Origin of the sequence: Rhodophyticola sp. CCM32 (genome assembly GCF_004751985.1) — a bacterium.
Taxonomy (GTDB): Bacteria; Pseudomonadota; Alphaproteobacteria; order Rhodobacterales; family Rhodobacteraceae; genus Rhodophyticola.
This window is the reverse complement of sequence record NZ_CP038492.1, coordinates 3,319,439-3,344,500: the sequence shown is the minus strand read 5'-3', so window position 1 is coordinate 3,344,500 and position 25,062 is coordinate 3,319,439. Positions and strand designations below refer to the sequence as shown.

The following is a 25,062-nucleotide window of genomic DNA, read 5'->3' as shown; positions in this document are numbered from 1 at the left end:
TATTGCCAAGGGCGGCTGTCAGAGCTGCCCTTTTCGGTTTTCTGACCCTGTCTCCTGCCGCTGCGCAGGATGTGACCCTGCGGTCGCTTGATGGTGCGATTGAACTTGATGGCGCGCTGATCGGTTTTGACGGGGAGTTTTACCGGGTTGATACGATCTATGGGCCGCTGACCGTCTCGGCGCAGGGTGTGTCTTGTGTCGGGCCGGGATGCCCCGATCTGGAAAGCTTTGTGGCCGAGGCCCGGTTTGCCGGTGCGGCGGTGATCGCCGACCGGCTGATGCCTGCCCTGATCCAGGCTTTTGCCCGTGATCGCGGGATGGATGTTGCCCGCGCGCTGGGGGCGAACGGGCACTCCACCTTCACCCTGACCCGTCGGTCCGACGACACGGTTGCGGCGCGGTTCACCCTCATCCCCGGCACCACCGATCAGGCGTTCGAGGCGCTGCTGAACCGTGACGCAGACCTGGCGCTGGCTTTGCGCCAACCCTCGCCGGTGGAACGCGATGCGGCGGACCTGGCCGATCTGGGCAATCTGGGCCAGCCCCAACGCGCCCGCGTGCTGGGGTTGGACGGGCTGGTGGCGGTGGTCTCGCCCGAAAACCCCATTCGTGGCATCGCACTGCCCGATCTGGCCCGCGTCTTTGCGGGGGAGATTATCAACTGGGCCGATCTGGGCGGCGGTGACGCGCCCATTGCGCTGCATCTGATGCAGGCAGGCTCGGGTCTGGCGCAGGGCTTTGCCAACCGGGTTCTGCTTCCCGCAGGTCTGGACCCTGGTCCCGATATCATACGCCATATGGACCCGCATGATCTGGCCAGCGCTGTTGCCCGCGATCCCTATGCGATCGGCATCACCTCCTTTTCTGCCATCGACAATGCCCGCGCGCTTGCCCTTGGCGGGATCTGCGGGTTCAGCCAGACCGCCACGCCCGCCAGCCTGAAGGCCGAAGATTACCCGCTGACCGCGCCGCTTCTTGTCTACACGCCGGCCCGGCGCCTGCCACAACTGGTGCGCGAATTCCTGTCGTTCTTCGAAAGCCGGGCCGCAGAACGGACGATCCGCCGTGCGGGGTTTGTAACCCAGTCGATCCTGCCGATACCTGCGGCCAGCCAGGGCAATCGGCTGGCCAATGCCATCGCCGTGACAGGCGACGAAATCACCCTGCCCGAGCTGCAACGGCTCGCGGCGCGGATCAGCGACAGCCAGCGCCTGTCACCCAGTTTCCGCTTTGCTGCCGGAACCGCCGATCTGGATACGCAATCGCGCAGCTCCGTCTCGCGGCTTGCCCGTGCGATAGAGCAAGGGCAGTTCGACGGGCGGCAGCTGGTCTTTGTGGGGTTTTCAGATGGCGCAGGTGATGCCGCCACCAATCTGCGTCTGGCCCGTGGCCGTGCCGAAACCGTGCGCAGCGCCATTATCGAGGCCGCCAGCGCCGCCGATCTTAACCGCCTGCAACTGCGCGTTGACGCGTTTGGGGAGGCGATGCCCATGGCCTGTGACGACACCGACTGGGGCCGCGCGGTCAACCGCCGTGTCGAGGTCTGGCTGGAATAGCGGCACCTGTCCCGGACCCGGTATATTCCAGCATCACGGCCGAGATATCATCCGGCAGGTCCGGGCCGTTGGCATGGCCTTTCAACTCACTTACCAGCTTCTCCAAAAACTCTGCTCCGCTCATCCCCTCGCCACGGCTGAGCATCTGCAACAGCCCTTTCTCTTCCAGCATCGTCCCATCGGGGCCGGGGCATTCGGTCACGCCATCCGAATACATCAACAGCCGGTCACCGGGCGTCAGCTGCACCTCGATCGTTTCATATGCCGCATCCGCCAACAGGCCGACCGGCATGCCACCCTGCCCCAGAAAATCAATACGCCCATCGGCATGTTGCAGGGCCGGGTGCGGATGGCCCGCCTGTACCATCGACATCTTGCCGGTCTGCAAATCCAGCATCACCAGGCAAAGCGTGAAATAATGATCCGTCTGCACCTCTTCCAGCATCAGGCGGTTCAACCGCTCTGCCACCAGATGCGGGGCCAGGGGGCAATACCGGCCATCTTCCTGCCAGGCCATGGTGATATTCTGTTCCGCAGAGGCGGCTGTTAACCAGGCGGCCAATCGCGCCGTAATCAGTGCCGAGGTTATACCATGGCCCGCGACATCCAGCGAAAACAGTGCAATCTGATGCTGAGAGACCGGAACATACCCCACCAGATCACCCCCCACATGACCGCTGGACCGCAGAAGAAACGACGCGGTCGCCGTTTCAAACTCCCGCACGGTCTCATTCAGCAGAGAGGCTTGCAGTTTCTTCGCCTCCAGCAGATCGCGATCCAGCGCATCGTACAAGGCGCTGATCTCTGACAGGGTGGCGGTGACGATATCATTCTTGTCCACCAGTTCCCGTTGCATGGCGACGATCCGTTCACCTGCATGAATGCGCGCGCGCAGCTCATGACCGTTCACCGGCTTGGTCAGGAAATCATCTGCACCAGCCTCCAGACCGGTGGCAATCGCGGTCTTGTCACGCCTGGAGGTGAGCAGCAGGATATAGGCATAGCTTTCGCGTGCCATGGCCCGGACCCGGCGACAAAATTCCGGGCCATCCATATCCGGCATCACCCAATCGCTGACCACCATCGCAATTGTCGGGTCGGACAACAGATCAAGCGCGGTGTTCGGGTCTTCGCAGGGCAGAACCTCATGGCCCCACCGCGTCAGCAGATCACATAACAACCGTCGCTGCGCGCGGCTGTCATCCAGCACAATGACGCGTTCCCGGTTTCGCGCCGGTTTCACATCGCAGGGCGACAGGACGGTTCTGGCCCGGGTATCGGGGGGAATATATCTGTCTGACACTTCAGGTCTGATCCTCGTTTCCACGGTCCTTGCACGAAGGGTTTAACGAGGGGTGAAAGGAAAAATCCGAGCAATTCGGGCACGGGCGCAGACACCTGCGGTTAACCTCGGGCCTTTACCCTTGATCCATGGCCATCCCTGACCCTGGCCAGACATTTCGGCGCATGGCAGAGGATTATCATGATCGACTTGAACAGGCTGGCCGATCTCCGTTCAGAAATCGGCGAGGAAGGCTTTACTGAGGTGGCAGACCTGTTTGTTGAAGAGATGCGCGGCGCGATGGATCATCTGATCCGCAACCCCTTGGCGGTTACTCAGGATGATCTGCATTTCCTGCGCGGCAGCGCGGCAAATCTTGGTCTGACCGGGTTCGTCACCTGTTGCGCCACAGCCGAACAGAGGATTTGTGCGAGCAAACCGGTCGATATTCCCGCGCTGGTCAAAACATATGAGGCCTCTCTGGCGGCGATTGCCAGTATTCTGTCCGACAGGCCCGAAACCATCTGAACATCCGGTCAGATCAGGAAGCCGGCCAGAATTTCATCATTGGTGACATCCCGGAAATCGAAACCGCGCGCCAGAACCCGTTCAAACAGACCCTCGAATGTGTCCGCATGGGTGGTTTCAATACCGATCAGGACCGACCCGAAATTGCGGGAGCTTTTTTTCAGATACTCAAACCGGGTGATGTTGTCCTCGGGGCCCAGAAGATCCAGAAAATCTTTCAGCGCGCCGGGCCGTTGCGGCAGACGCAGGATGAAATATTTCTTCAATCCCTGCCAGTTCATCGCCCGTTCCTTGACCTCGGGCAGACGTTCAAAATCGAAATTGCCGCCCGAGGTGACGCAGACCACGGTTTTACCGCGCAACACATCACTTAAGCTTTCCAGCACATCTATCGCCAGGGCACCGGCAGGTTCCAGCACGATCCCCTCGACATTCAGCATCTCGCCGATGGTCACGCAAATCCGGTTTTCCGGGGCCAGCAACACATGCGCAGGGTCGGTATGGCGCAACACGTCAAAGGGCTGCTCTCCGATCCGGGCCACCGCCGCGCCATCCACGAAAGTATCGGTGATAGGAACACTTGTCGGTTCTCCCGCCGCCAGCGCGGCGGTCAGGCTGGGGCCGCCCTCTGGCTCAACCAGTGTCAGGGCTGTGCCTGCCCCGACCGCATCAAAATAGCGGATCACGCCAGAGGACAATCCGCCGCCGCCCACCGGCAGGATCATGTGATCAGGGGCGCTGCCCATTTCATCAAGAACCTCCAGCGCGACCGAGGCCTGACCCTCGATCACATGGGCATCGTCAAAAGGCGACAGGAAATGCGCGCCATGTTCAAGGCAATAGGTCTGGGCGGCGGCCAGTGTTTCATCAAAGAAGTCCCCAACCAGCGTAATCGTAACAGCCCCGCCCCCAAAAGCGCGGGTCTTGTCGATCTTCTGTTTCGGTGTGGTCACCGGCATGAACACCACGCCCTCAACCCCGAAATGCTGGCACACAAAGGCCACGCCCTGGGCATGGTTGCCAGCGCTGGCACAGACGAACCGCCGCTGATCAGGCATCGCCGCCAGGGCCTTGCCCATGGCGTTGAACGCCCCCCTGATCTTGTAGGATCTGACCGGTGTCAGGTCCTCGCGTTTCAGCCAGATATCGGCGCCGAACCGGTCGGACAGATGTACATTGCGCTGCAAGGGCGTAGGGGGAAACAGGGCGCGCATGGCCTTTGCGGCGCTGCGGGCGTTCTTGGCAAAATCAGTCATGCCTTCGCCCTGCCCCGAAACGCCGCGACTGTCCAGCGCCGAAGCCCGGTCAGTTCAGCGCGCGGCCCTCAATCAGGTTGCCGTAAAGTGTTGTCATCAGCGCAAGGTTCACCAGAAGTTGCAGCCAGGACACCAGCGTTCCGATCAGCGCGGGCACAAACCCCACGCCCAGAAGCAGCACAATCAGTTGCGACACGATCGCCCCGACAATCGCCACCACAATGATGGGCAGCAATATCTGCCCCGAAACCGGCCTTGTGGCAGCCCAGCTTTCACGGATACGCAGTTTCGCACCAACCGCCGCAGCCGGCAGGATCAACCCGACCCGTGTCGAGATCCACATCAAGGCGGTGATCATCCCGATCCCCATGAACACAAGCAGCCCGCGGATCGGAAGCAAACTGCCGATAATGCCGATCCCAAAGCCAAGAACAACACCCGCCGCAATGACCACCAGCGACACAACAAGCGCGCTGACAAAATAGGCCCAGATCTGCGACCCCCGCCATTGGGGAACAATCCCGCCGCCATATTCCTCAAGCAGGACAAACCGGTGCCATCCGACGGCCGCCCAACACCAGGCGACAACACTGCCGATCAGCCCCAGAAACGCGAAGGACCAGTTTATTTCCAGGGCGTTGTTCTGCATGGATATTGCACCCTGGATAAACAGAGCTTCATTTGTCAGAAGCAGAAATATCGCCGGCACCAGAACCAGAAACAAAGTCAGTCGTGCCGCCTGCCCCAGATTTCCAAACACCTGTTGCACCACATGACGCAGTAATTGATATCCGTAATCCATAACTTGCCTCCGCTTGGCTTGCCCCATCTCTGAAAACCCGTTATCCGCCCAGCGGTCAACACAAACCTGACGGAGCCACCATGTCCGCCCCCAAGAAAGTCGTCCTTGCCTATTCCGGCGGCCTCGATACCTCGATCATTCTGAAATGGCTGCAAACCGAATATGGCTGCGAGGTAGTGACCTTCACCGCCGATCTGGGTCAGGGGAAGAATTGGAACCAGCCCGCAAAAAGGCCGAGATGATGGGCGCATCGGCAATCTATATCGAGGATCTGCGCGAGGAATTCACCCGCGATTTCGTCTTTCCCATGTTCCGCGCCAATGCGCTTTATGAGGGGTTGTACCTGCTTGGCACCTCCATCGCGCGGCCCCTGATCTCAAAACGTCTGGTCGAGATTGCAGCCGTCGAAGGCGCCGATGCTGTCGCCCATGGCGCAACCGGCAAGGGCAATGATCAGGTGCGGTTCGAACTGGCCGCCTATGCGCTGAACCCCGATGTCAAGGTGATCGCCCCCTGGCGCGAATGGGATCTGTCCAGCCGCACGAAGCTCATCGACTTTGCCGAGAAAAACCAGATTCCCATCGCCAGGGACAAACGCGGCGAGGCGCCGTTCAGCGTGGATGCGAACCTTCTGCACACCTCCTCCGAAGGCAAGGTTCTGGAAGACCCGGCCAGTGAGGCCCCCGATTATGTCTATCAGCGCACAACCCATCCCGAAGACGCCCCCGACACACCCGAATACATCGAAATCGGCTTTGAAAAGGGCGATGCGGTCTCGATCAATGGCGAGGCGATGTCGCCCGCCACCATCCTCACCCGGCTGAACGAGACGGGTGGCAAACATGGTATTGGCCGTCTTGATCTGGTGGAGGGCCGCTTTGTCGGCATGAAATCCCGCGGCATCTATGAAACCCCCGGCGGCACCATCCTGCTTGAGGCCCATCGCGGCATCGAATCCATCACGCTGGACCGGGGGGCTGCGCATCTGAAGGATGAGTTGATGCCGCGCTATGCAGAGCTGATCTATAACGGGTTCTGGTTCTCGCCCGAACGCGAGATGCTGCAGGCGGCAATCGATCATTCCCAGGCCCATGTCACCGGCACCGTGCGGCTGAAACTTTACAAGGGTCTGGCCCGCACCATTGGCCGCTGGTCTGATCACAGCCTCTATTCCGAGGCCCATGTGACCTTCGAGGATGATGCCGGCGCCTATGACCAGAAAGACGCCGCTGGTTTCATCCAGCTGAACGCCCTGCGCCTGAAACTGATCGCAGCGCGGGATCAGCGCCTAAAGGGCTAGTTTCACTTTGAAAAAGTTGCCATAGTTTAATCGATAACCTGACCCACAGACCAATTTTCATTTAAGGGAACGCACATGGCGCTGGAACAGATGGCTGCAGAGATTCAGACAAGCCTTGAGGGCAAAAGCTTTGACGGGTCGTTGAAGTTCGATTGCGGCACCGACGGGGTGATTGTTCTGAGCGACGGTCAGGTCACGACCGAGGATCAGGACACCGACTGCACCATCGCGATCTCAACGGAAAACCTGACAAAACTGCTGGATGGCTCGCTTAACCCGGCAACCGGCGCGATGATGGGCAAGCTGAAAATCTCAGGCGATATGGGCGTGGCGATGAAGATGGGCCAGCTTCTGGGGTAAGCATTTTGCGAAACCCGGCAGGCAAGGGCCAGGCACCTGCCCGTTAAAGCACTGCCGCCAGACGCGCACCCTGATCAATCGCGCGTTTGGCATCCAGCTCTGCGGCCACATCCGCGCCACCGATCACATGCACCGCCACGCCCCGGGCCTCCAGCAGATCGGCCAGCGACCTTTCAGGCACCTGCCCCGCGCACAACACCACCGTATCCGCTTCAATCAGGGCCGGAGCTTCGCGCGCCTCGCCAAAGCTTACATGCAGCCCAGCCGCATCAATGCGCTCATAATTCACGCCGGTCACCATCTCGACATTCTTCATCTTCAACGCAGCGCGATGAATCCAGCCGGTGGTCTTGCCCAATCGCTTGCCCGGCTTCTCCGCCTTGCGCTGTAACAAGGTGACCGCGCGCGCAGCAGGTTCCGGTTGCGGACCCCCGGGCGCCAGACCGCCCCGGTCTGTTTCCGGGTCGCTGACCCCCCATTCCTTCCGCCAAAGCGCAGGCATCTCCGTCGGGCTTTCCCCGTCATGCACCAGAAATTCCGCCACATCGAACCCGATGCCGCCCGCGCCGATAATCGCAACGCGGGGACCGACATCTGCCTTGCCCGCCAGCACATCCACATAGCTCAACACATTGGGCCCGTCCTGCCCCGGAATACCCGGGTCGCGCGGCAGGACACCGGTGGCCACCACCACCTCATCAAAACCCGACAGATCCTCAACCGAAACTGTCTGCCCCAGCCGCAGATCGACATCACGCTTTGCAATAGCAGTCTCGAACCAGCGGGTCAGACCCTTGAATTCTTCTTTCCCGGGAATTTCTTTGGCCATGTTCAGCTGCCCGCCGACCCGATCCGCCTTATCGAACAAAATCACCTGATGGCCCCGCTCCGCAGCGACCATCGCAGTTGACAGCCCGGCGGCCCCGGCGCCGACCACCGCGATCCGCTTGGTCGCCTTCACCGGTTCATAGCGCAGCACCGTTTCATGGCAGGCACGCGGGTTCACCAGACAAGTGGTCAGCTTGCCGCTGAACGTGTGATCAAGACAGGCCTGATTGCAGGCGATGCAGGGGGCAATCTCATCCGCCCGGCCCGCTGCGGCCTTGGCCACGAAATCCGCATCCGCCAGAAAAGGCCGCGCCATCGAGATCATATCGGCGCAACCCCCGGCCAGCACATCCTCGGCCACATCGGGCATGTTGATCCGGTTCGAGGTGATAAGCGGAATGCCGACCCTGCCCATCAGCTTCCGGGTCACCCAGGCAAACCCCCGACGCGGCACCGAGGTTGCAATTGTCGGTATCCGCGCTTCATGCCAGCCGATCCCGGTATTGAGTATCGTCGCACCCGCCGCCTCCACCGCCTGCGCCAGTTGCACCACCTCGTCGAAACTTGAGCCTTCGGGGATCAGGTCGATCATGCTCAACCGGTAGATCAGGATAAACTCCGGCCCCACGGCCGCCCGCACCCGGCGCACCACCTCCACCGGCAGGCGCATCCGGTTCTCATAAGAACCGCCCCAGCGGTCATCGCGCTTATTGGTATGGGTCACCAGAAACTGGTTCAGGAAATATCCTTCCGACCCCATGATCTCGACACCATCATACCCGGCCGCCTGCGCCCGGGCGGCGGCGGTCACGATATCGGCGATCTGCTTTTCGATGCCCGCCTCATCCAGCGCTTTCGGCGGAAAGGGCGAGATCGGGGATTTCACCGCTGACGGCGCCACACAATCCGGGCTGTAGGCATAACGCCCCGCATGCAGGATCTGCATCGCGATCCGGCCACCGGCCTGATGCACCGCATCGGTCACCACCCGGTGATTGGCAATATCCTGATCCGAATACAGCCCCGCCGCGCCGGGAAACACACCGCCCTCAGGGTTCGGGGCCATCCCGCCGGTGACAATCAGCGCCACGCCACCGCGCGCCCGCTCGGCATAAAACTCCGCCACCCGCGGCCAGTCCTTCGTCTCTTCCAGACCGGTATGCATCGAGCCCATAAGCACCCGGTTCTTCAGGGTACAAAACCCCAGATCCAGCGGGGCCAGCAAATGCGGATATCGCGCCTGTGCCATCAGAAAATCCTCCCGGACACCAGCTAACGGACAGGCCCGGCCCCTGTCACGCCCAACGCGGCGTCACATAAAGCGTTTTGCGGTTTCATTGACACAGCATGTATCGGAATTCACGTTTGAAATCAGCTCTTTGCTGACCCCGAGGCCGCGCATTCTGACACAATGTCACCGGAAAACGCCATATCCTTCTTCTTGTCAAAAATACGCCCGCCGGAGGCATCGCGACGCCGAAGGCGGCGCAATCAAAAACACAGGCGCCGCAGGCGCTCGATATGGGTGAGGGGGTCAATCCTCGCCGGTTTCGGTGCAATGGCGACGAAAGGCGCGCTTCAGCAGGTCAAGCTCATCCCGCAGCAGCGCAATCTCGGCCCGTATATCCTCGTCCAGCACAGATCCGGCCAGAACCGTGATCCGGTCCAGAACCTCCCCATCCGCCGCGCTGCGCAGGCTGATCACCTGTACCCCATCGCTCAACACCCATCCGGGCAGGTCAAACCCGACCTGAAACCGATTTTTCCCGTCCCCGGCGCCCAGTTCAACGGTGCCGATCACATGATCCAGATGGACCACCTCGATCACCGGCGGCATATCGGTCGCGGTCAGTATCCCCTCATAACGCCCGCCATGCAGCCGGGTTCGTGTCAATGTCACCATCTGCCCCGACCTTTCACAACTCTGCCCTGGGCGCACGGCTGACCGTCATGTCCCGTATCGTCACCTGATTCATCTGTGGTCCCTCGAAAATCAGATCCAGCCACATCTTTTCCAGCCGGTTTTCATTGATCTTGGTATAGGCCAGATCAAACTCTGCCACGGCACTATCACCTTTGACATCGAATTGCCGCACCACCTGTTCACAATTGGGCCCGTGCTGAATGTTCAGCCGGGCATAAATCTCCAGCGGGCTTTCCACCGCCATCTGCAAACTGACTTTCAGGAAATGCCCTCGGGTAAGACCGTTGACCGCCTCTGCGGGCAGGTCCTGAACCACCGACAGGAAAGAACCGTCAAAACGGTACACATCCAGAACAATCCCGAACGGCGCTGAAACCCCGGGCCGGGCATTGCGGATCTGGCGATAGGACAGTTCTGATTTTTCCGCGTCATGAAACAGCTTCACACCGCCACCCAGATCCGCGGGCGACGGCACCGAAACCGCGCCCGAAGGCACAATCGGTGTCACCCAGGGCCCGGGCCGGTAGGCCCAGTCACATTGATGCGGCCGGTCAATTCCGTCCGCGCCCGTGCCAGACGCCAGCAGGGCCGCAGTTGTGGCCTGCCGCGCGCGATCAAGCTGATGGCGCATCACGGCCAACTGGCTTTGGGCCGCCTTCAGCTCTGCCGCCGGCATGGTTTTCGCGTGATCCGAAACCTCGGTCCAGCGCCGCAGAGCCCTTGCCAGGCTGCGCCGTTCCAGAAAACCGAACCCTTGTCCCAGCATGCTGTTGCCCCCTCACCCGGCCCGATCCGATTTTTTATCACCGGATCGCCGATCCTACCTATCGCAGTTTACGTTTGTTTTGCATCGAAAGACTTCGGTTTTCGATGCATTCCGAATTCATACAAATAGAAAATACATCAGCCAAGTATCCGCCGAAACAGCCCCACATTCCAGAGCGCGCCGGAAGGTTGCGGTCGGGGTGTTGTGACCGGCATCGGCGGCGGCAGCGGGGCTATGGGGTCCGCAACAAATGTACCGTCACCGCTATTGGCTGCCGTAATCGCACTGGCAAAATTGCGCAGGGTTGTCAGGCTTGCCTCTTCGCTCATCTCCTGACCATCGGGGGCCAGAACGCTTAAGGTTGCGATCCGCGCATCCACATCCATATAGGCCCGCCAGTAATCCGCGCCGACACCTTCAACAGAGCCTTCACTGCTGTCACGCGCATGCAGAAAATAGATGTCACCCTGATGAAAACTGTCCAGAATCGTCACCGTGGCCGGATCCTGGCTTCGGCTCAGCAACCCCAGCCCTTCGTCCGAGCGGAAGAACGCATCCAGTTCCGGGATCGAGTCGCGCAGGCTGCCACCGTCGGATGGCTCTGAAATCGAGGCGGTCAGCACCGCGGGCATAATCGGCTGCGGTGCACGGCGCGAATTGGAAATCGCCGCGCAATTGCCCATCAGAACAAATGCCGTGACCCCGCTGTCACGGGTGGCGGTCGGATCGACACAAAACCCGTCCGGCCCGGTGACCACCACCCTATCACTGGTCACCGCCACCTGGCCGGGGGCCGGGCTGGTCGTTTCCCCGATATAGGGCCCCAGACCGCCACAGCCCGATAGCGCCAAAGCTCCGGCCAGCAGATAGGGTTTAGATGTCCATATAGACATGTTTCTCCTCATTGCCGCCGGGATGGGTGACCGCGCCGAACCGGGCAGAGCCGACCAGTTGCGCGTATTTCCACAGCGCACCGGTGGCATAAATCGTCTCGCGCGGGCCGGTCCATTCAGCCTTCCGCGCGGCAAGCTCCTCCTCGCTCAGCGCCACGCTGATCTCCCCCTTGATCGCGTCAATGGTGATGATGTCCCCGTCTTTCAGCATGCCGATCGGGCCGCCATGGGCCGCTTCGGGGCCCACATGCCCCACGCAGAACCCGCGCGTCGCACCGGAAAACCGGCCATCGGTGATCAGGGCCACTTTCTTGCCCATGCCCTGGCCCGAGATTGCGCTGGTCGTGGCCAGCATCTCGCGCATGCCGGGCCCGCCTGCCGGACCTTCATTGCGGATCACCAGAACCTCGCCTTCTTTGTAATCGCGCTTCTGCACCGCTTCAAACGCGTCTTCCTCGCATTCGAACACCCGCGCCGGGCCTTCGAAAATCTGCAATTGCGACGGGATGCCCGCCACTTTCACAATCGCCCCATCGGGCGCCAGATTGCCCTTGAGGCCCACAACACCGCCGGTGGCGGTCAGCGGCGCATCAACCGGGTAGATCACCTTGCCATCCGCCTCCCGGGTGATCAGGTCAAGCTCCTCGCCCATGGTTTTGCCGGTCGCGGTCATGCAATTCTCGTGGATCAGACCGGCCTTGCGCAATTCCTTCATCACCACCGGCACGCCGCCCACCTCATAAAGGTCTTTGGCCACATATTGCCCGCCGGGTTTCAGATCGACGAAATAGGGCGTGTCCTTGAAGATGTCGCAGACATCGAACAGATCGAACTCAAGCCCCGCCTCATGGGCGATCGCGGGCAGATGCAGCCCCGCATTGGTCGACCCCCCGGTGCAGGCCACAACCCGCGCTGCGTTCTCAAGGCTTTTCAGGGTCACGATATCCCGGGCGCGGATGTTCTGTTCGACCAGTTTCATCACCGCCTGGCCCGAGGCGACGCCATATTGATCCCGGCTTTCATACGGGGCGGGCGCGCCGGAACTGTTCGGCAGGGCCAGACCGATAGCCTCGCTGACGCAGGCCATGGTGTTCGCGGTGAACTGCCCGCCACAGGCCCCTGCCGAGGGGCAGGCGACCCGCTCCAACGTGCGCAGGGCATCATCGCTGAGATTGCCTGCCTGATGCTGACCCACAGCCTCGAACACATCCTGCACGGTCACATCCTTGCCATCCAGCCGACCGGGCAGAATGGACCCGCCATAGATGAAAACCGATGGCGTGTTCAGCCGCACCATGGCCATCATCATGCCGGGCAGGGATTTGTCGCAGCCCGCCAGACCCACAAGCGCATCATAACAATGCCCGCGCATAGTCAGCTCGACCGTGTCGGCAATCGCATCCCGCGACGCCAGCGAAGAGCGCATGCCCTCATGGCCCATGGCAATCCCGTCGGTCACCGTGATCGTGGTGAACTCCCGCGGGGTGCCATTGCCGTGTTTCACACCCAGCTTCACCGCCTGCGCCTGCCGGTTCAGCGCGATATTGCAGGGTGCGGCCTCGTTCCAGCAGGTGGCAACCCCCACAAACGGTTGATGAATTTCCTCATCACTCAACCCCATCGCATAGAAATACGACCGGTGCGGTGCCCGCGCGGGCCCTTCGGTCACATGGCGGCTTGGCAGCTTCGATTTATCCGTCTTGCCTTTCAGCATGGGTGAGGCCTCCCTTCGATCAATGCGTGGCTTGCCCTCGGAATAGACGCGCAGACAGGGCCGCACAAGCGTGATTGCCCCATAGGGCCCGACCGGGTTATGATTGCATAAAACAAACCGAGGCAGAGTAACACGATGCAGTATCCGGAAATGGATGGCTTTGTTGCGCCCGCCCGCGCATTTCCCCAGCTATGGCGACTGCTGGTCGGGCTGGTTGTGGCGGCTGCGGTCTATATCATCTGGTTTCTTCTGGTTCTGGCGACCCTGGCGCTGACCAGCGGGCTGGACGGGGCGCAGGCCTGGTTGGTGCGCATGGGGCAGGCGACAAGCCCCACCGGTGCGCTTCTGGTTCTGGCCACTTTCCCCGGCATGGCGCTTGGCCCAATCGTGGCGGCCTGGTTTCTTCACCATCGCCCGTTTGGCAGCCTTCTTGGCCCGTATTCCAAGCTTCTCAGGCAATTCCTGATCGCAGCGATGATCGCCATCGTGGTTTTTGGCCTGTCCACTCTGATCCCGACCGATATCGAGATCGAGGCCAACCTGATGCCAACGCTGTGGCTGTCATTTCTGCCTCTGGCCCTTGTCGGTGTCCTGATCCAGACCGGGGCCGAGGAGGTTTTGTTCCGTGGCTATCTGCAACAGCAACTGGCCGCGCGTTTCACCTCCCCGCTGATCTGGATGCTGCTGCCCTCCGCCCTTTTTGCCATCGCCCATTTCGACCCTGTTACACTGGGCGATAATGCCTGGCTGGTTGTGGCGGCCACGGGCCTTTTCGGGCTGTTCGCGGCGGATCTGACCGCCAGAACCGGCAGTATCGGCGCCGCCTGGGGGTTTCATTTCGCCAATAATCTTTTTGCCATGCTGCTGGTGGCGCTTGATGGCCCGCTTTCGGGGCTGGCGCTTTACACCACCACCATCGGCCCGGAGGCGGCGGAAATCCTGCGCCCGCTGATCCTGCGCGACATGGGTCTCACCGCCATCACATGGCTGATGATCCGCTTTGTGCTGACCCGCTGAGCGACGCCACCAATGTTTGCAATTCCCGTCCGCCCGGCATATCTGGGCCAGAGCAATCGGCAAGAACCGGACCGCCCATGAACTGGATCACCAATTACGTCCGCCCCCGGATCAACTCGATCTTCTCCCGTCGCGAGATGCCCGAGAATCTGTGGACCAAATGCGATGCATGCGGGACGATGCTGTTCCATCGGGAACTGGCCGAAAACCTGAATGTCTGCACCACTTGCAATCACCATATGGCGATCACGCCGCGTGACCGGTTTCTGGCCCTGTTCGACAATGGTGTTTTCACCGAGATTTCGGTGAAGGAACCGCTGTCTGACCCGCTCCAGTTCCGGGATCAGAAACGCTATACCGACCGGATGAAGGCCTCTCAGAAATCGACCGGAGAGGCCGAGGCGATGCTGGTGGCCGAAGGCGAGGTCGGGCGCACCAGACTTGTCGCAGCGGCGCAGGATTTCTCGTTCATGGGCGGGTCGATGGGCATGTATGTGGGCAATGCGATCATTGCCGCCGCTGATCGTGCCGTGAAACGCAAATTGCCGCTTGTCCTGTTTTCCGCCGCAGGCGGCGCGCGGATGCAGGAGGGTATTCTCAGCCTGATGCAGATGCCCCGCACCACCGTTGCGGTTGAGATGCTGCGCGAGGCCGGGTTGCCCTATATCGTGGTCCTGACGCATCCGACCACCGGCGGGGTCACGGCCTCTTACGCGATGCTTGGGGATGTTCATATCGCCGAGCCAAATGCGTTGATCTGTTTTGCGGGCCCGCGTGTCATCGAACAGACGATTCGTGAAACCCTGCCCGAAGGGTTCCAGAGATCGGAATATCTGCTGGATCACGGCATGCTTGACCGGGTGACCCATCGCAAACAGATGCGCGATGAACTGATCACCATCATCCGGATGCTGACCGGTCAAGGCCCGGCCGTGCGCGGTGACCTGCCCGCCCCTGATACGGTGGCCACCAAAGCCGCACCACCGCCGCCGCCCAAACCCGCGCCCGCGCCCGCGCCGGAAAACCCGGTGGCGGAAGAGGCCCCGAAAACATCGTGAGCGGCGGAAATTCCGACATCCTGCTTAAGCGGATGATGTCGCTTCATCCCAAGATCATCGACCTGACCCTTGACCGGATGCAGCACATCCTGGCCGCGCTTGACCATCCCGAACGTCGCCTGCCGCCGGTGATCCATATTGCCGGCACGAATGGCAAAGGCTCCACCCAGGCGATGATCCGCGCCGGGCTGGAAGGGGCCGGGCTAAGCGTTCATGCCTATACCTCGCCCCATCTGACCCGGTTCCATGAACGCGTTCGCGTGGCGGGTGATCTGATCGGTGAACAGAGCCTGTCACGCATATTAGACATATGTCTGAAGGCCAATGGCGCGGACACGATCACCTATTTCGAGATCACCACCGCCGCCGCCCTCTACGCCTTTGCCGAAACGCCCGCGGATTATACATTGCTTGAGGTCGGCCTTGGCGGCCGGTTTGACGCAACCAATGTGGTCGATACGCCCGCGCTGACGGTGATCACCCCGGTTGCGCTGGATCATCAGCATTTCCTTGGCGATACGCTGCCCGAGATTGCCATGGAAAAAGCGGGGATTCTGAAACGCGGCGTGCCCTGCATTGTCGGCCCGCAGGAAGACGCAGCCCTTGAGGTGATTGAGGCACGGGCCGCCAGGCTTGGGGCACCTCTGTTTGCCTGTGGCCAGCACTGGCATGTGTGGGAAGAACACGGGCGCATGGTGTATCAGGATGAAACCGGCCTTCTTGATCTGCCCCTGCCGCGCCTGATCGGGGCGCATCAGGTTCGCAATGCCGGGGCGGCGCTGGCCGCTTTGCGCCATCTTGGGCATGGCGAAGCCGCCTGTGAGGCCGCAGTTGAAAACGTCCAATGGCCCGCACGGATGCAGCGCCTGCGTCACGGCCCGCTGATCGACATGGCGCCGGGGGCCGAGCTTTGGCTGGATGGCGGGCACAACCCCCATGCGGCGCATGCCATTGCGGAAACCCTGTCACATCTGCCCGCCCGGCCCACCCATCTGATCTGCGGGATGATGAACACCAAGGATGTGGCGGGTTTCTTGGCGCTTCTGGCGGACCATGCGCAAAGCCTGCATGGTGTCACCATCGCGGGCCAGACCGCCACATTGCCCGCCGCAGATACGGTTGCGGCCGCACAATCCGTCGGCCTTCCGGCGGAAGAGGCCCACGATGTCGCCGGGGCATTGACCACGATCCTTGCCAAAGACCCCCATGCGCGGGTTCTGATCTGCGGCTCGCTTTATCTGGCCGGCCTGGTCCTTCAGGAAAACGGCTAACCCATGTCCCATATGCTGATCTCAACCCTTGTTGTTCTGGCACTCGCCACACCCGTACAGGCCGCCAAGTTTCAATTCTGCTGGATCGGTGGCGCGGGCTATACCATGCGCGGCACGATCAGGTTTCCCGATGCGCTGCTGAATACCGGCCTGATCACCGAACGCGATGTCACCTATTTTGCGATCTATGGCTTCCATGACGGGATACCCATCGGGTCATGGAGCCTTGCCGACCGTCTGCCGGCCACCACATGGACCCTGTCATTCGACACCGATACGCTTGCCTTCCCCATGGGTGGTATCCGGTCAGAAAACAGCTATCAGGCGTGGAATGCCAATGGGCGTGCGAATGATTGCGGGGCGGGCGGATTTGGCTTCAATGGCGGTGATTATGCGCAGGATGTCTGCATCGACAACACCTATATCAACATGTCATCCATCGACCCCAACACGCCCCTTCAGGCCCATCCTGAAGGATTGGATATACCTTGTGAGGCCACCATGTCTTTGAGTTGGGGCAGAGGCGGCTCAGATACTGTTTCGGCAGTCCCGCCGGGCGGGGTTTCCAGAATGTGAGGTCAATCGCCTCAATCCCCCCAGTCCACGCCCTGCATTTCGCGCAACCGGCTGGCCGTCCGCTCAAACTCGAAACTGCCTGACCCGTCGAGATAAAGCTGTTCCGGCTCTGCATCCGCAGAGATGATCAGCCGCACATGCCCCTCATAAAGCGCGTCGATCAGGGTGACGAAACGCTTCGCCTCGTTGAATTTCGAGCTGTCCAGCTTGGGGACATCCTCAAGTATCAGCAGTTTGACCGCACCCACCAGCGCCAGATAATCCGCCGGGCCCAGGGGTTTTCCGCACAGGTCCCAAAACCCGACCCGGGCCATGCCCGACCAATAGCCGGGCAGATGCACCTTGCGGCCCTTCACCTCTAGCACCAGTTCTTCCTGTTTGCCCTGGGTCAGATCCTGCCAAAGCAGATCAATGGCCTTCCGCGCCCTGGCGTTTGCAGGGGTGAAATAGGTCTTCTCCCCCGCCAGACGATCCTGCCGGTAATCGGTCATCGCATCCAGTTCATCCACCTCAAGATTTTTCTCCAGCAGGTCGATGAATGGCAGGAATAACGGACGGTTCAGCCCATCCTTGTAAAGATCCGATGGCGGCCGGTTCGAGGTTGTGATCACGACAACACCGGCCTCGAACAGCTTTTCAAACAACCGCCCGACAATCATCGCATCGGCAATATCGGTGATCTGCATCTCGTCAAAGCACAGCAGGCGCAGATCGTTTGAGATTGCCTCGGCCACCGGTTTGATCGCATCATCCACCCCGGTTTTCCGCACCTCATGCAATGCGCTTTGAATCTCCTGCATGAAGGCATGGAAATGCACCCGGCGCTTTTCGGCAATCGCCACATGGGCGAAAAACATGTCCATCAACATGGATTTGCCGCGCCCGACCCCGCCCCAGAGATACAGACCCATGGGCCCCTGATCCGCCGGTTTGCGGAACCGGCTGAACAAAGAGGCCTTTTTCGGCGCTTCCAGCCGCTCGCGCAATGGCTCCATCCTGTGCAGCACTTCGCGCTGCTTCGGATCAGGGCGCAACAGCCCTTCGGCAATCCGCGTGTCATATATGGCCGTCAGGTGCTGCCCCATAGGGCAGGGCTTAGCCCGAACCGGCCCGGCGCGACCAGTGAAAACAAGAGGATGCGCAGATTCGTCACAGATACTGAACGCCTGCATCAGGACACCTGATTTGACCTGTTCACGCCTATCCGCAATCCTCGGCAAACCTGATAGGGAGCATTTCAGATGCACAGCCGTGCCCCTTTGTTCACACCGGTCCTGATCGGTGGCTGCGCGATCATTCTGATCTGCTTTGCCATCCGGTCCACATTTGGCGTGTTCCAGATTCCGATCGCGGGGGAGTTCGGCTGGCTCAGGGCCGAGTTTTCCCTTGCCATCGCCATCCAGAATCTGGCCTGGGGTGTCGGACAGCCGGTTTTCGGCGCGATTGCCGAGAAATTCGGAGACCGCAAAGCCATCATTCTGGGCGCGGTTCTTTACGCCGCCGGGCTGGTGTTTTCGGCTTATGCGACCACGCCGGGGCAGCATCAGCTTCTTGAAATCCTTGTGGGGTTCGGCATTGCGGGCACCGGGTTCGGGGTGATCCTGGCGCTTGTGGGGCGCGCGGCGTCAGATGAACACCGCTCCATGGCTTTGGGCATTGTCACCGCCGCCGGTTCCGCCGGACAGATCGTCGGCCCGCCCCTGGCCGAAGGGCTGATGGCGTTTATGCCCTGGCAAACCGTGTTTCTGGTTTTCGCGGGCATGATCCTTGCCGCGCTTTTCGCCTTGCCGATGCTGCGCGCCCCGAAACCCGCCAGAAAGACGGAGCTTGAGGAAAGCATGGGCGAGATTCTGGGCAACACGTTTCGCGACCCGTCTTTCACACTGATCTTTGTGGGCTTCTTTTCCTGCGGGTATCAGCTTGGCTTTATCACCGCCCATTTCCCCGCCTTCGTGACCGAGTTGTGCGGGCCAATCACGCCCGGGTCGATGCTGCATACTATCGGCATCACAAGCACATCGGCGCTTGGCGCTGTCTCGATCTCGCTGATCGGTGTGGCGAATATCGCCGGTACGATCTATGCCGGATATCTGGGCAAACGCTTTCCGAAGAAATATCTGCTGGCCGGGATCTATGTGGGCAGAACACTGGCCGCTGCGGTGTTTATCCTGGTCCCGATAACGCCGCTCAGCGTCATTGTCTTTTCGGTTGTCATGGGCTCTCTCTGGCTGGCGACCGTCCCGCTGACCTCAGGGCTGGTCGGCTATATCTACGGGTTGCGCTATATGGGCACCGTGTACGGGATCGTGTTTTTCAGCCATCAGCTTGGCAGTTTTCTGGGCGTATGGCTGGGCGGCTGGCTATACGATATCTATGGCGATTACACCGCTGTCTGGTGGGTCGGCGTGGCCGTGGGCGCGTTGTCTGCGGCGGTACATCTGCCGGTGAAAGAAAGCCCGCTGAAAGATCGCATGACATGTGAAATCACCGTTTAGAGTATCGTACTACAGCATGCTGCCTTAAACCTGAGACATCGCGCATCACAAATGTCCCGGGAACGCGAAGCGTGGCAGGGTATTTGTGATTCAAGTTTCAGGCAGGGTGCTTTAAATTTCTGCAACTTATATGCATAGCGCGGAGGACAGCGCCCGCCCCATGGGGTCGGCTCAGACGCTGCCCGGCGGTGCCGCCGGGCGGGAAGATGCTGCGGGTTGGTTCAGGATTTCATACCGAAGCTATAATACAGGTTGCGGTTTGGCGCCTGCCAGATCACGCGCCGCCAGCCTGTTGCAGAATATAGGCACTGGTCATCAGGTCCAGATGCGCACCGCCGCCATTTTTGAACAGCGTGATTTCATCCTCGCTTTGGCGGGCAAATGCACCACTGCCAAGATCGTAGAAATCCGCGATCACGTCACTGGGGGAGATTACACCGCGCGCAATCGGGTCTTTCAACTCCCCGATATGGGCGATGGTGGTCTCGCGGCTGTCGACAAACAGGCGCGCGCGGGTCAGGGCCGTATCATCCGCTTCGCGCATATCCGGGCGATAGGCGCCAATCAGGTCCAGATGCTGGCCGGGGCGCAGCCAGTCACCCCTGATAATCGGCTCAGGCGTCATCGTCGCCGTGGTGATGATATCGGTTCCGGCCACCGCATCGGCCAGATCGGGAGCGATTTCGGTGCCGGGGCAATCCGTGGCGAAGCGGGCCGCGCCCTCGGGGCTGCGGTTCCATATGGTAAAGGCGGCATCCGGGAAATAGGCGCTGTAGGCCGCATGCAGCGACCGGCCAACCGTACCCGCGCCCACAATCAGAATCCGCCGGCTGTCAGGCCGGGCCAGCAGGCTGGCGGCAAAGGCACTGTCGCCTGCGGTTTTCCATTTGGTGACCAGATGAAAATCAAGAATCGCGGCCAGAGTGCCATGGTCATCGTCAAACAAAGACACACTGCCGCCGATCACGGGCCGCCCCTCTGCCGTATTGCCGGGAAAGATCGTGGCGGTTTTCACCAGCAGGCCCAGCCCGTCAATCCAGGCCGCGCGGGACAGAACCGTATCTTCCCCGCGATAGAGGAAACTGTCGGTAATCTCCGCCCGGGGCAGGTGATGGCCGTCGGCAATCGCCCGGCCCAGCCCGCGCCAGTCAAGGGCACGATCCGCATCAGCACCGATGAATTGCGGGGTCATGCGGCAGCCTCCTCCGGGGTTAGCAGATCATGACCTATCAGCGTATCGGCCAAACCCTGCGGTACTGTGAACAGATGGATTTGCCACCCCCTTGCCCCGGCGGCAGCGATGTTATCGGCGCGGTCATCGGCAAACAGCAGGTGCCCGGGCGCGATCCCTGACTGATCCTCGACCATCTGATAGACTTGCGCATTGGGTTTGATCATCCGCATCCGGCCCGAGACATATTCCTGATCGAATTCATTGAGGAAATCGAACTGGGTCTGCGCATAGGCATAGCTTTCAGCCCCGAAATTCGTCAGGGTGAAAACCGGAATACCCCGGGCCCGCAACGCGCGCAGCAGCTTCACCGAATGCGGGATCACCGGCTGTGCCAGATCGATCCAGCGGTCATGCCACATGCGGATTTCGGCGCGGAACTGCGGGTAGGCATCGGCGGTTTCATAAATCACGTCGCGAAAGCCCTCCCCCAGGTCAAGCCGTTCATTCATGCCATACAGATCCACCGCATCGAACAGGGCGCGGCGGCGGGTCTCGCCAATCTCGGCATCATAAAACCGCTCTGGCTGCCATTCGAGCAGCACATTGCCGATGTCGAAAATCACCGCTTCGATCGTCATTCCACAACCCCGTACATGGCCTCTGCATGGAAGGCGACGTGATCTTCCATGAAGCTGGAGATGAAGAAATAGCTGTGGTCATATCCGGGCTGCAATCTCACCGTGGCGGGCTGACGCCGGGTGGCGATAGCGGCGGCCAGCGCCTCGGTTTTCAGCAAATCGCCAAACGGGTCTGCCGTGCCCGTGTCAATCAGAACGGGGCCGGCAAACCCTTGTTCCCGCATCAGAAAGCTTGCATCATGTGGTTCCCACAGGGCGGTGTTATCTCCAAGATAGGCTTTGAATTGCTTTTGGCCCCAATCGCTTTCCATCGGGTTGCAGATCGGCGCAAAAGCCGAGACCGAGGCAAAGCGGCCCGGAAAGCGCATCGCGATGGTCAACGCGCCATGACCCCCCATGGAATGGCCGGTGATGCCCTGCCGCGCCTCATCAAGCGCGAAACGTTTGAACAGGGCGCGGGGCAGTTCATCGCTGATATAATCCCACATCTGAAAATGTTCGGCCCAGGGGTCTTGCGTGGCGTTGACATAGAACCCCGCCCCCTGCCCCAGATCGAAAGCATCCTCATCGGCCACAGCAGCGCCCCGGGGCGAGGTATCGGGAAAGACCAGCGCAATACCCTGATCAGCCGCCCAGGCCTGTGCACCCGCCTTTGTCATTGCATTTTCGTGGGTGCAGGTCAGGCCAGACAGGAACCACAACAACGGAACCGGCCCATCCGCAGCCTCGGCCGGCAGAAACAGGCCAAATGTCATTTCCGTCCCCGTGGCGCGCGACGTATGGGTATAGACGCCCTGCGTCCCCCCGAAACAGCGGTTTTCCGAAACAGTGTCCATAGGCGCCTTTCTCCGTTTTCACGGCTCTGAAGTCTGACCCTAGGGGTAGCGTGACCACGCGATAGCGTCCAGCGGTTAGCCCGCTGAAATCCCCGCCAATCCGGTCAGCCATGCAATCACCACAGACACGGTGACAATGCTGATCGCGGTGGAAATCAGGATCGAGGCCGAAACCCGGTGCGGTGCGACCCCGTAATGCTGCGCCAGGATATAGACATTGCCCGCCACCGGCAGCGATGCCGCCGCAATCATCACCGCCGCATCGAAAAGCGCCACGGGGAACAGCACCAGCGCGGCAAATGCCACAGCCGCAGGGTGCAGAACCAGCTTGCAGAAGGTCAGCCAGCTGGCGATGGTCATCCGTTCGGCGGATTTTCCGGCCAGTGAGGCACCGATCGCGAACAGCGCACCGGGCGTTGCTGCCGCGCCAAGTATCGCCAGAAATTCATTCACCGGGCCCGGCACCGCCCATCCTGTGGCGGACCACAGCAGGCCAAGCGTCATCGAGACGATCATCGGGTTTTTCAAAAGGCCCAGACCCACGGTTTTCAAGATGCCAAGCGACATCCGGCCATCCCTGCTGCCGGTGATCAGAATTACGATCAGGCTGGAAAACACCACAAGATCAAGGGCCAGAACCAGCAGGATCGGCCCCGCCGCGCCCGGCCCCAGCAGCACCACCAGCATCGGCACGCCCAGAAACCCGGTATTTCCGATCACGGCGCATTGTGCCTCGACCGCCGCTTCCTCAATCCCGCGCCTTCGGAACAAGGCGACGGCAGTGGCAATCAGATAGACGGTAAAACAGCCCCACAGATAGGCCGCCACAAACCACCAATCGAAAATCTCGGCCAGGGACAGGTTGGCCGCAAACCGGAACAACATCGCGGACAAGGCAAAGTAAAACACGAATTTGGTCAGGTAAGCCGTGGCCTCGGGCGTGAAAAACCCGGTGCGACCGGCCTGGAAACCCAGCCCGATCAGCGCAAAGAATGGCAAGGTTTTCAGAAAGATTTCGACCATATCAGCGGGCTAGTCGATTGGCTTACATCTGTCCAGCATCCGTCTTTCACAAGAATATGTGAGCTTTACGTGTGGCGCCTTGAAAACCGGACTGAACGGTTTAGTTCCTGTATTGAGCAGCAACAATATGCCGATGTTCTCCCAGACGAAACGGCTCAAACCTGCTGTTCAGTGCCAGTTTCTTTCGGTGTTCCCGGCGAATGAAACACCCGCTCAGGCTTCACTCGCCGGGGCGGAGGCGCAAGTGATCGTGCGTGTTGCCGGTCAGGGGCGAAGGTGTCTGAACGGGTGCCTTCGCCCTTTTTCCATTGGCCTGGCGACAACAGGCCCCCTTGATTGAGTTAAACAGAACAGTCTACACTTCCTTCTGGTGGACGGAGCTAACATGAACGCAGAAACCCAGATAAAGAAGGGTCGCAAATACGATCAGGTGATTGAAGGCGCACGCGCGGTCTTCATGCGGGAAGGCTTTGAAGGGGCCAGCGTGGATGTGATCGCCCGCGATGCCGGTGTCTCCAAAGCCACGCTTTACAGCTATTTCCCCGACAAGCAGCAGCTGTTCCTCGCCGTGTTGCAGGTTCAGTGCGACACCCAGAAACAGTCTTCGATGGATATCGAGACCCGGCAGCTTCCCGTGGCCGAAGCCCTGCATCATATCGCGACCAGCATGCTGTCTTTCATCCTGTCAGAGGATGGTCTGGCAATCTTTCGGGTCTGCGTGGGCGAGGCCAAGCGGTTCCCGGAACTGGGCCGCGCCTTTTACGAAACCGGCCCCTGCGCCGCGATGGCGCAAATGTCCGACTTTATGCAAAGCGACAAGGCGCGTGAGATGCTGGATATCGACGATCCGGCCCAGGCCGCAGATACGTTCATGCAGCTTTGCAGGACCGATCTGTTGTTGCAGCGCCTGATGGGTGTCTGCCCAGAGCCGACCGCCGCGCAGATCAACGAGGTTGCAATCGAGGCCGTGAAGACATTCATGGCCCGCTATGCGCGGCCCTGATCAATCCAGTCGGCGGACCAGCAATTGATTGCCATTGCCGCGTTTGACCTCCAGGATTTTCAGGCTTTCAACAAGATTGCTCAACTTGCGTTTGCCATAGGTGCGGGTGTCGAAATCGGGGTTTGCGGCGGTGATGTATTGACCGATCACACCAAGTGAATACCAGTCATCTTCCTGGTCGATGCTCTCCATCGCTTGCAAAATCAGATCGCGGGCTTCGCTCATCGCTTTGCTTTTGGGCTGCCCGGTATCGGGCGTTGCCGTTTTCTCCGGTTCACCCAGCAGGTTCTCGACAAAGATGAACCGCTTGCAGGCCTTGCGGAACGCATCGGGCGTTTTCTGTGCACCGATCCCGTAAACATCCAGACCCTGTTCGCGAATGCGGCTGGCGAGCCGGGTAAAATCGCTGTCAGAACTGACCAGCACAAAACCATCAAACCGGGCTGAATGCATCAGGTCCATCGCGTCGATCACCAGCGCAATGTCGCTTGCGTTTTTGCCAACGGTGTTGGCGGGCTGGTGATGCGGTACAATCCCGAATTCCGCCTGCACGGCTGACCAGCCCTTCATATGACTGGAGGAGAAATCTCCGTAGATGCGCCGCACGCTGGCCTCTCCAAACCCGGCGATCTCGTCGAAAATCGCCTTTGTATGTTTGTAAGACGTGTTGTCGGCGTCAATCAGAACGGCAAGCAGGGGGGTATCAGTGGCCATGGGCGTATATCTCGGGGTTATCTCAGGCCTTCTTGTGCGCCGATGCGC

24 protein-coding genes and 1 pseudogene are annotated in these 25,062 nt (G+C 60.4%); 11 read left to right on the top strand and 14 right to left on the bottom strand.

The window, feature by feature from the left end; all coding sequences use genetic code 11:
• Nucleotides 1–71 precede the first annotated feature (71 nt).
• A complete protein-coding gene (locus tag E2K80_RS16310) occupies nt 72–1,556 on the top strand; it encodes a phosphate ABC transporter substrate-binding/OmpA family protein (protein WP_338014553.1) in 1,485 nt (494 codons plus the stop codon).
• Here the strand turns inward: E2K80_RS16310 and E2K80_RS16305 are convergent.
• Entirely contained in the window at nt 1,525–2,859 is a 1,335-nt protein-coding gene (locus E2K80_RS16305) for a PP2C family protein-serine/threonine phosphatase (RefSeq protein ID WP_238475565.1), read from the bottom strand. The genes E2K80_RS16310 and E2K80_RS16305 overlap by 32 nt on opposite strands.
• A gap of 180 nt (nt 2,860–3,039) precedes the next feature.
• On the opposite strand from E2K80_RS16305, the gene E2K80_RS16300 reads away from it, so the two are divergent.
• On the top strand, nt 3,040–3,366 hold the full coding sequence (locus E2K80_RS16300) for an Hpt domain-containing protein (RefSeq protein ID WP_135375956.1): 327 nt from the start codon (nt 3,040–3,042) through the stop codon (nt 3,364–3,366).
• 8 nt (nt 3,367–3,374) lie between these two features.
• Here the strand turns inward: E2K80_RS16300 and ilvA are convergent, their stop codons facing one another.
• Both ilvA and E2K80_RS16290 read right to left on the bottom strand, forming a co-directional pair.
• Nucleotides 3,375–4,622 (bottom strand): threonine ammonia-lyase IlvA, encoded by a 1,248-nt coding sequence (gene ilvA, locus E2K80_RS16295; protein WP_135375955.1) that lies wholly within the window; start codon nt 4,620–4,622, stop codon nt 3,375–3,377.
• A 49-nt stretch (nt 4,623–4,671) separates the two neighbouring features.
• Nucleotides 4,672–5,424: a hypothetical protein gene (locus E2K80_RS16290; RefSeq protein WP_135375954.1), complete on the bottom strand. Its 753-nt coding sequence runs from the start codon at nt 5,422–5,424 to the stop codon at nt 4,672–4,674.
• Nucleotides 5,425–5,504: 80 nt separating this feature from the next.
• Between E2K80_RS16290 and E2K80_RS16285 the strand changes: the two are divergent.
• Nucleotides 5,505–6,724: pseudogene (locus E2K80_RS16285) on the top strand (argininosuccinate synthase).
• A 75-nt stretch (nt 6,725–6,799) separates the two neighbouring features.
• A complete protein-coding gene (locus E2K80_RS16280) occupies nt 6,800–7,084 on the top strand; it encodes an SCP2 sterol-binding domain-containing protein (protein ID WP_135375953.1) in 285 nt (94 codons plus the stop codon).
• A gap of 43 nt (nt 7,085–7,127) precedes the next feature.
• Here E2K80_RS16280 and E2K80_RS16275 read toward each other — a convergent pair whose 3' ends face one another.
• The 5 genes from E2K80_RS16275 to ilvD all read right to left on the bottom strand — a co-directional run bounded on the left by E2K80_RS16275 (nt 7,128) and on the right by ilvD (nt 13,209).
• The gene (locus E2K80_RS16275) at nt 7,128–9,161 is read right to left on the bottom strand and encodes an NADPH-dependent 2,4-dienoyl-CoA reductase (RefSeq protein WP_135375952.1); all 2,034 of its coding nucleotides are present in this window, start codon (nt 9,159–9,161) and stop codon (nt 7,128–7,130) included.
• Between the two features lie 285 nt (nt 9,162–9,446).
• A complete protein-coding gene (locus E2K80_RS16270) occupies nt 9,447–9,812 on the bottom strand; it encodes a hypothetical protein (RefSeq protein ID WP_135375951.1) in 366 nt (121 codons plus the stop codon).
• Between the two features lie 16 nt (nt 9,813–9,828).
• On the bottom strand, nt 9,829–10,602 hold the full coding sequence (locus E2K80_RS16265) for a DUF6478 family protein (RefSeq protein ID WP_135375950.1): 774 nt from the start codon (nt 10,600–10,602) through the stop codon (nt 9,829–9,831).
• Between the two features lie 137 nt (nt 10,603–10,739).
• Entirely contained in the window at nt 10,740–11,495 is a 756-nt protein-coding gene (locus tag E2K80_RS16260) for a hypothetical protein (protein ID WP_135375949.1), read from the bottom strand.
• Nucleotides 11,476–13,209, bottom strand: a complete 1,734-nt coding sequence (ilvD, locus tag E2K80_RS16255; protein WP_135375948.1) for a dihydroxy-acid dehydratase — start codon at nt 13,207–13,209, stop codon at nt 11,476–11,478. The genes E2K80_RS16260 and ilvD overlap by 20 nt, the downstream gene beginning before the upstream one ends.
• Nucleotides 13,210–13,344: 135 nt before the next feature.
• On the opposite strand from ilvD, the gene E2K80_RS16250 reads away from it, so the two are divergent.
• From E2K80_RS16250 to E2K80_RS16235, 4 genes are all read left to right on the top strand, one after another.
• Nucleotides 13,345–14,226, top strand: coding sequence for a CPBP family intramembrane glutamic endopeptidase (locus tag E2K80_RS16250; protein ID WP_135375947.1), 882 nt, complete (start codon nt 13,345–13,347; stop codon nt 14,224–14,226).
• Between the two features lie 77 nt (nt 14,227–14,303).
• A complete protein-coding gene (accD, locus tag E2K80_RS16245; protein WP_135375946.1) occupies nt 14,304–15,284 on the top strand; it encodes an acetyl-CoA carboxylase, carboxyltransferase subunit beta in 981 nt (326 codons plus the stop codon).
• A gap of 32 nt (nt 15,285–15,316) precedes the next feature.
• On the top strand, nt 15,317–16,555 hold the full coding sequence (locus tag E2K80_RS16240; protein WP_168193266.1) for a bifunctional folylpolyglutamate synthase/dihydrofolate synthase: 1,239 nt from the start codon (nt 15,317–15,319) through the stop codon (nt 16,553–16,555).
• Nucleotides 16,556–16,558: 3 nt separating this feature from the next.
• Nucleotides 16,559–17,131 carry a hypothetical protein gene (locus tag E2K80_RS16235; RefSeq protein WP_210405402.1) on the top strand — a complete coding sequence of 191 codons (573 nt, stop codon included), beginning with the start codon at nt 16,559–16,561 and terminating at the stop codon, nt 17,129–17,131.
• A gap of 11 nt (nt 17,132–17,142) precedes the next feature.
• Here E2K80_RS16235 and zapE read toward each other — a convergent pair whose 3' ends face one another.
• On the bottom strand, nt 17,143–18,216 hold the full coding sequence (gene zapE, locus E2K80_RS16230) for a cell division protein ZapE (protein WP_135375944.1): 1,074 nt from the start codon (nt 18,214–18,216) through the stop codon (nt 17,143–17,145).
• Nucleotides 18,217–18,372: 156 nt separating this feature from the next.
• Here zapE and E2K80_RS16225 point away from each other — a divergent pair, with 156 nt between their 5' ends.
• A complete protein-coding gene (locus E2K80_RS16225; protein ID WP_135375943.1) occupies nt 18,373–19,626 on the top strand; it encodes an MFS transporter in 1,254 nt (417 codons plus the stop codon).
• Nucleotides 19,627–19,900: 274 nt separating this feature from the next.
• On the opposite strand, the gene E2K80_RS16220 is transcribed toward E2K80_RS16225, so the two are convergent.
• The 4 genes from E2K80_RS16220 to E2K80_RS16205 all read right to left on the bottom strand — a co-directional run bounded on the left by E2K80_RS16220 (nt 19,901) and on the right by E2K80_RS16205 (nt 23,297).
• Nucleotides 19,901–20,818 (bottom strand): ornithine cyclodeaminase family protein, encoded by a 918-nt coding sequence (locus E2K80_RS16220; protein WP_135375942.1) that lies wholly within the window; start codon nt 20,816–20,818, stop codon nt 19,901–19,903.
• Nucleotides 20,815–21,438 (bottom strand): HAD family hydrolase, encoded by a 624-nt coding sequence (locus E2K80_RS16215; RefSeq protein WP_135375941.1) that lies wholly within the window; start codon nt 21,436–21,438, stop codon nt 20,815–20,817. The genes E2K80_RS16220 and E2K80_RS16215 overlap by 4 nt, the downstream gene beginning before the upstream one ends.
• Entirely contained in the window at nt 21,435–22,274 is an 840-nt protein-coding gene (fghA, locus tag E2K80_RS16210) for an S-formylglutathione hydrolase (protein WP_135375940.1), read from the bottom strand. Before fghA ends, E2K80_RS16215 begins: the two co-directional genes overlap by 4 nt.
• 75 nt (nt 22,275–22,349) lie before the next feature.
• The gene (locus E2K80_RS16205; protein ID WP_135375939.1) at nt 22,350–23,297 is read right to left on the bottom strand and encodes an AEC family transporter; all 948 of its coding nucleotides are present in this window, start codon (nt 23,295–23,297) and stop codon (nt 22,350–22,352) included.
• Nucleotides 23,298–23,376: 79 nt separating this feature from the next.
• On the opposite strand from E2K80_RS16205, the gene E2K80_RS19205 reads away from it, so the two are divergent.
• Together E2K80_RS19205 and E2K80_RS16195 are read left to right on the top strand one after the other, a co-directional pair.
• A complete protein-coding gene (locus tag E2K80_RS19205; protein ID WP_135375938.1) occupies nt 23,377–23,637 on the top strand; it encodes a hypothetical protein in 261 nt (86 codons plus the stop codon).
• A 45-nt stretch (nt 23,638–23,682) separates the two neighbouring features.
• On the top strand, nt 23,683–24,300 hold the full coding sequence (locus E2K80_RS16195; RefSeq protein WP_135375937.1) for a TetR/AcrR family transcriptional regulator: 618 nt from the start codon (nt 23,683–23,685) through the stop codon (nt 24,298–24,300).
• On the opposite strand, the gene E2K80_RS16190 is transcribed toward E2K80_RS16195, so the two are convergent.
• Nucleotides 24,301–25,014 (bottom strand): NYN domain-containing protein, encoded by a 714-nt coding sequence (locus E2K80_RS16190; protein ID WP_135375936.1) that lies wholly within the window; start codon nt 25,012–25,014, stop codon nt 24,301–24,303.
• Between the last annotated feature and the right edge of the window lie 48 nt (nt 25,015–25,062).

Coding starts and splice junctions, on each gene's coding strand:
- E2K80_RS16300 (WP_135375956.1), top strand. CDS start 3,040: ATGATCGACTTGAACAGGCTGGCCGATCTCCGTTCAGAAATCGGCGAG.
- ilvA (WP_135375955.1), bottom strand. CDS start 4,622: ATGACTGATTTTGCCAAGAACGCCCGCAGCGCCGCAAAGGCCATGCGC.
- E2K80_RS16290 (WP_135375954.1), bottom strand. CDS start 5,424: ATGGATTACGGATATCAATTACTGCGTCATGTGGTGCAACAGGTGTTT.
- E2K80_RS16280 (WP_135375953.1), top strand. CDS start 6,800: ATGGCGCTGGAACAGATGGCTGCAGAGATTCAGACAAGCCTTGAGGGC.
- E2K80_RS16275 (WP_135375952.1), bottom strand. CDS start 9,161: ATGGCACAGGCGCGATATCCGCATTTGCTGGCCCCGCTGGATCTGGGG.
- E2K80_RS16265 (WP_135375950.1), bottom strand. CDS start 10,602: ATGCTGGGACAAGGGTTCGGTTTTCTGGAACGGCGCAGCCTGGCAAGG.
- E2K80_RS16260 (WP_135375949.1), bottom strand. CDS start 11,495: ATGTCTATATGGACATCTAAACCCTATCTGCTGGCCGGAGCTTTGGCG.
- ilvD (WP_135375948.1), bottom strand. CDS start 13,209: ATGCTGAAAGGCAAGACGGATAAATCGAAGCTGCCAAGCCGCCATGTG.
- E2K80_RS16250 (WP_135375947.1), top strand. CDS start 13,345: ATGCAGTATCCGGAAATGGATGGCTTTGTTGCGCCCGCCCGCGCATTT.
- accD (WP_135375946.1), top strand. CDS start 14,304: ATGAACTGGATCACCAATTACGTCCGCCCCCGGATCAACTCGATCTTC.
- E2K80_RS16240 (WP_168193266.1), top strand. CDS start 15,317: ATGATGTCGCTTCATCCCAAGATCATCGACCTGACCCTTGACCGGATG.
- E2K80_RS16235 (WP_210405402.1), top strand. CDS start 16,559: ATGTCCCATATGCTGATCTCAACCCTTGTTGTTCTGGCACTCGCCACA.
- zapE (WP_135375944.1), bottom strand. CDS start 18,216: ATGGGGCAGCACCTGACGGCCATATATGACACGCGGATTGCCGAAGGG.
- E2K80_RS16225 (WP_135375943.1), top strand. CDS start 18,373: ATGCACAGCCGTGCCCCTTTGTTCACACCGGTCCTGATCGGTGGCTGC.
- E2K80_RS16220 (WP_135375942.1), bottom strand. CDS start 20,818: ATGACCCCGCAATTCATCGGTGCTGATGCGGATCGTGCCCTTGACTGG.
- E2K80_RS16215 (WP_135375941.1), bottom strand. CDS start 21,438: ATGACGATCGAAGCGGTGATTTTCGACATCGGCAATGTGCTGCTCGAA.
- fghA (WP_135375940.1), bottom strand. CDS start 22,274: ATGGACACTGTTTCGGAAAACCGCTGTTTCGGGGGGACGCAGGGCGTC.
- E2K80_RS16205 (WP_135375939.1), bottom strand. CDS start 23,297: ATGGTCGAAATCTTTCTGAAAACCTTGCCATTCTTTGCGCTGATCGGG.
- E2K80_RS16195 (WP_135375937.1), top strand. CDS start 23,683: ATGAACGCAGAAACCCAGATAAAGAAGGGTCGCAAATACGATCAGGTG.
- E2K80_RS16190 (WP_135375936.1), bottom strand. CDS start 25,014: ATGGCCACTGATACCCCCCTGCTTGCCGTTCTGATTGACGCCGACAAC.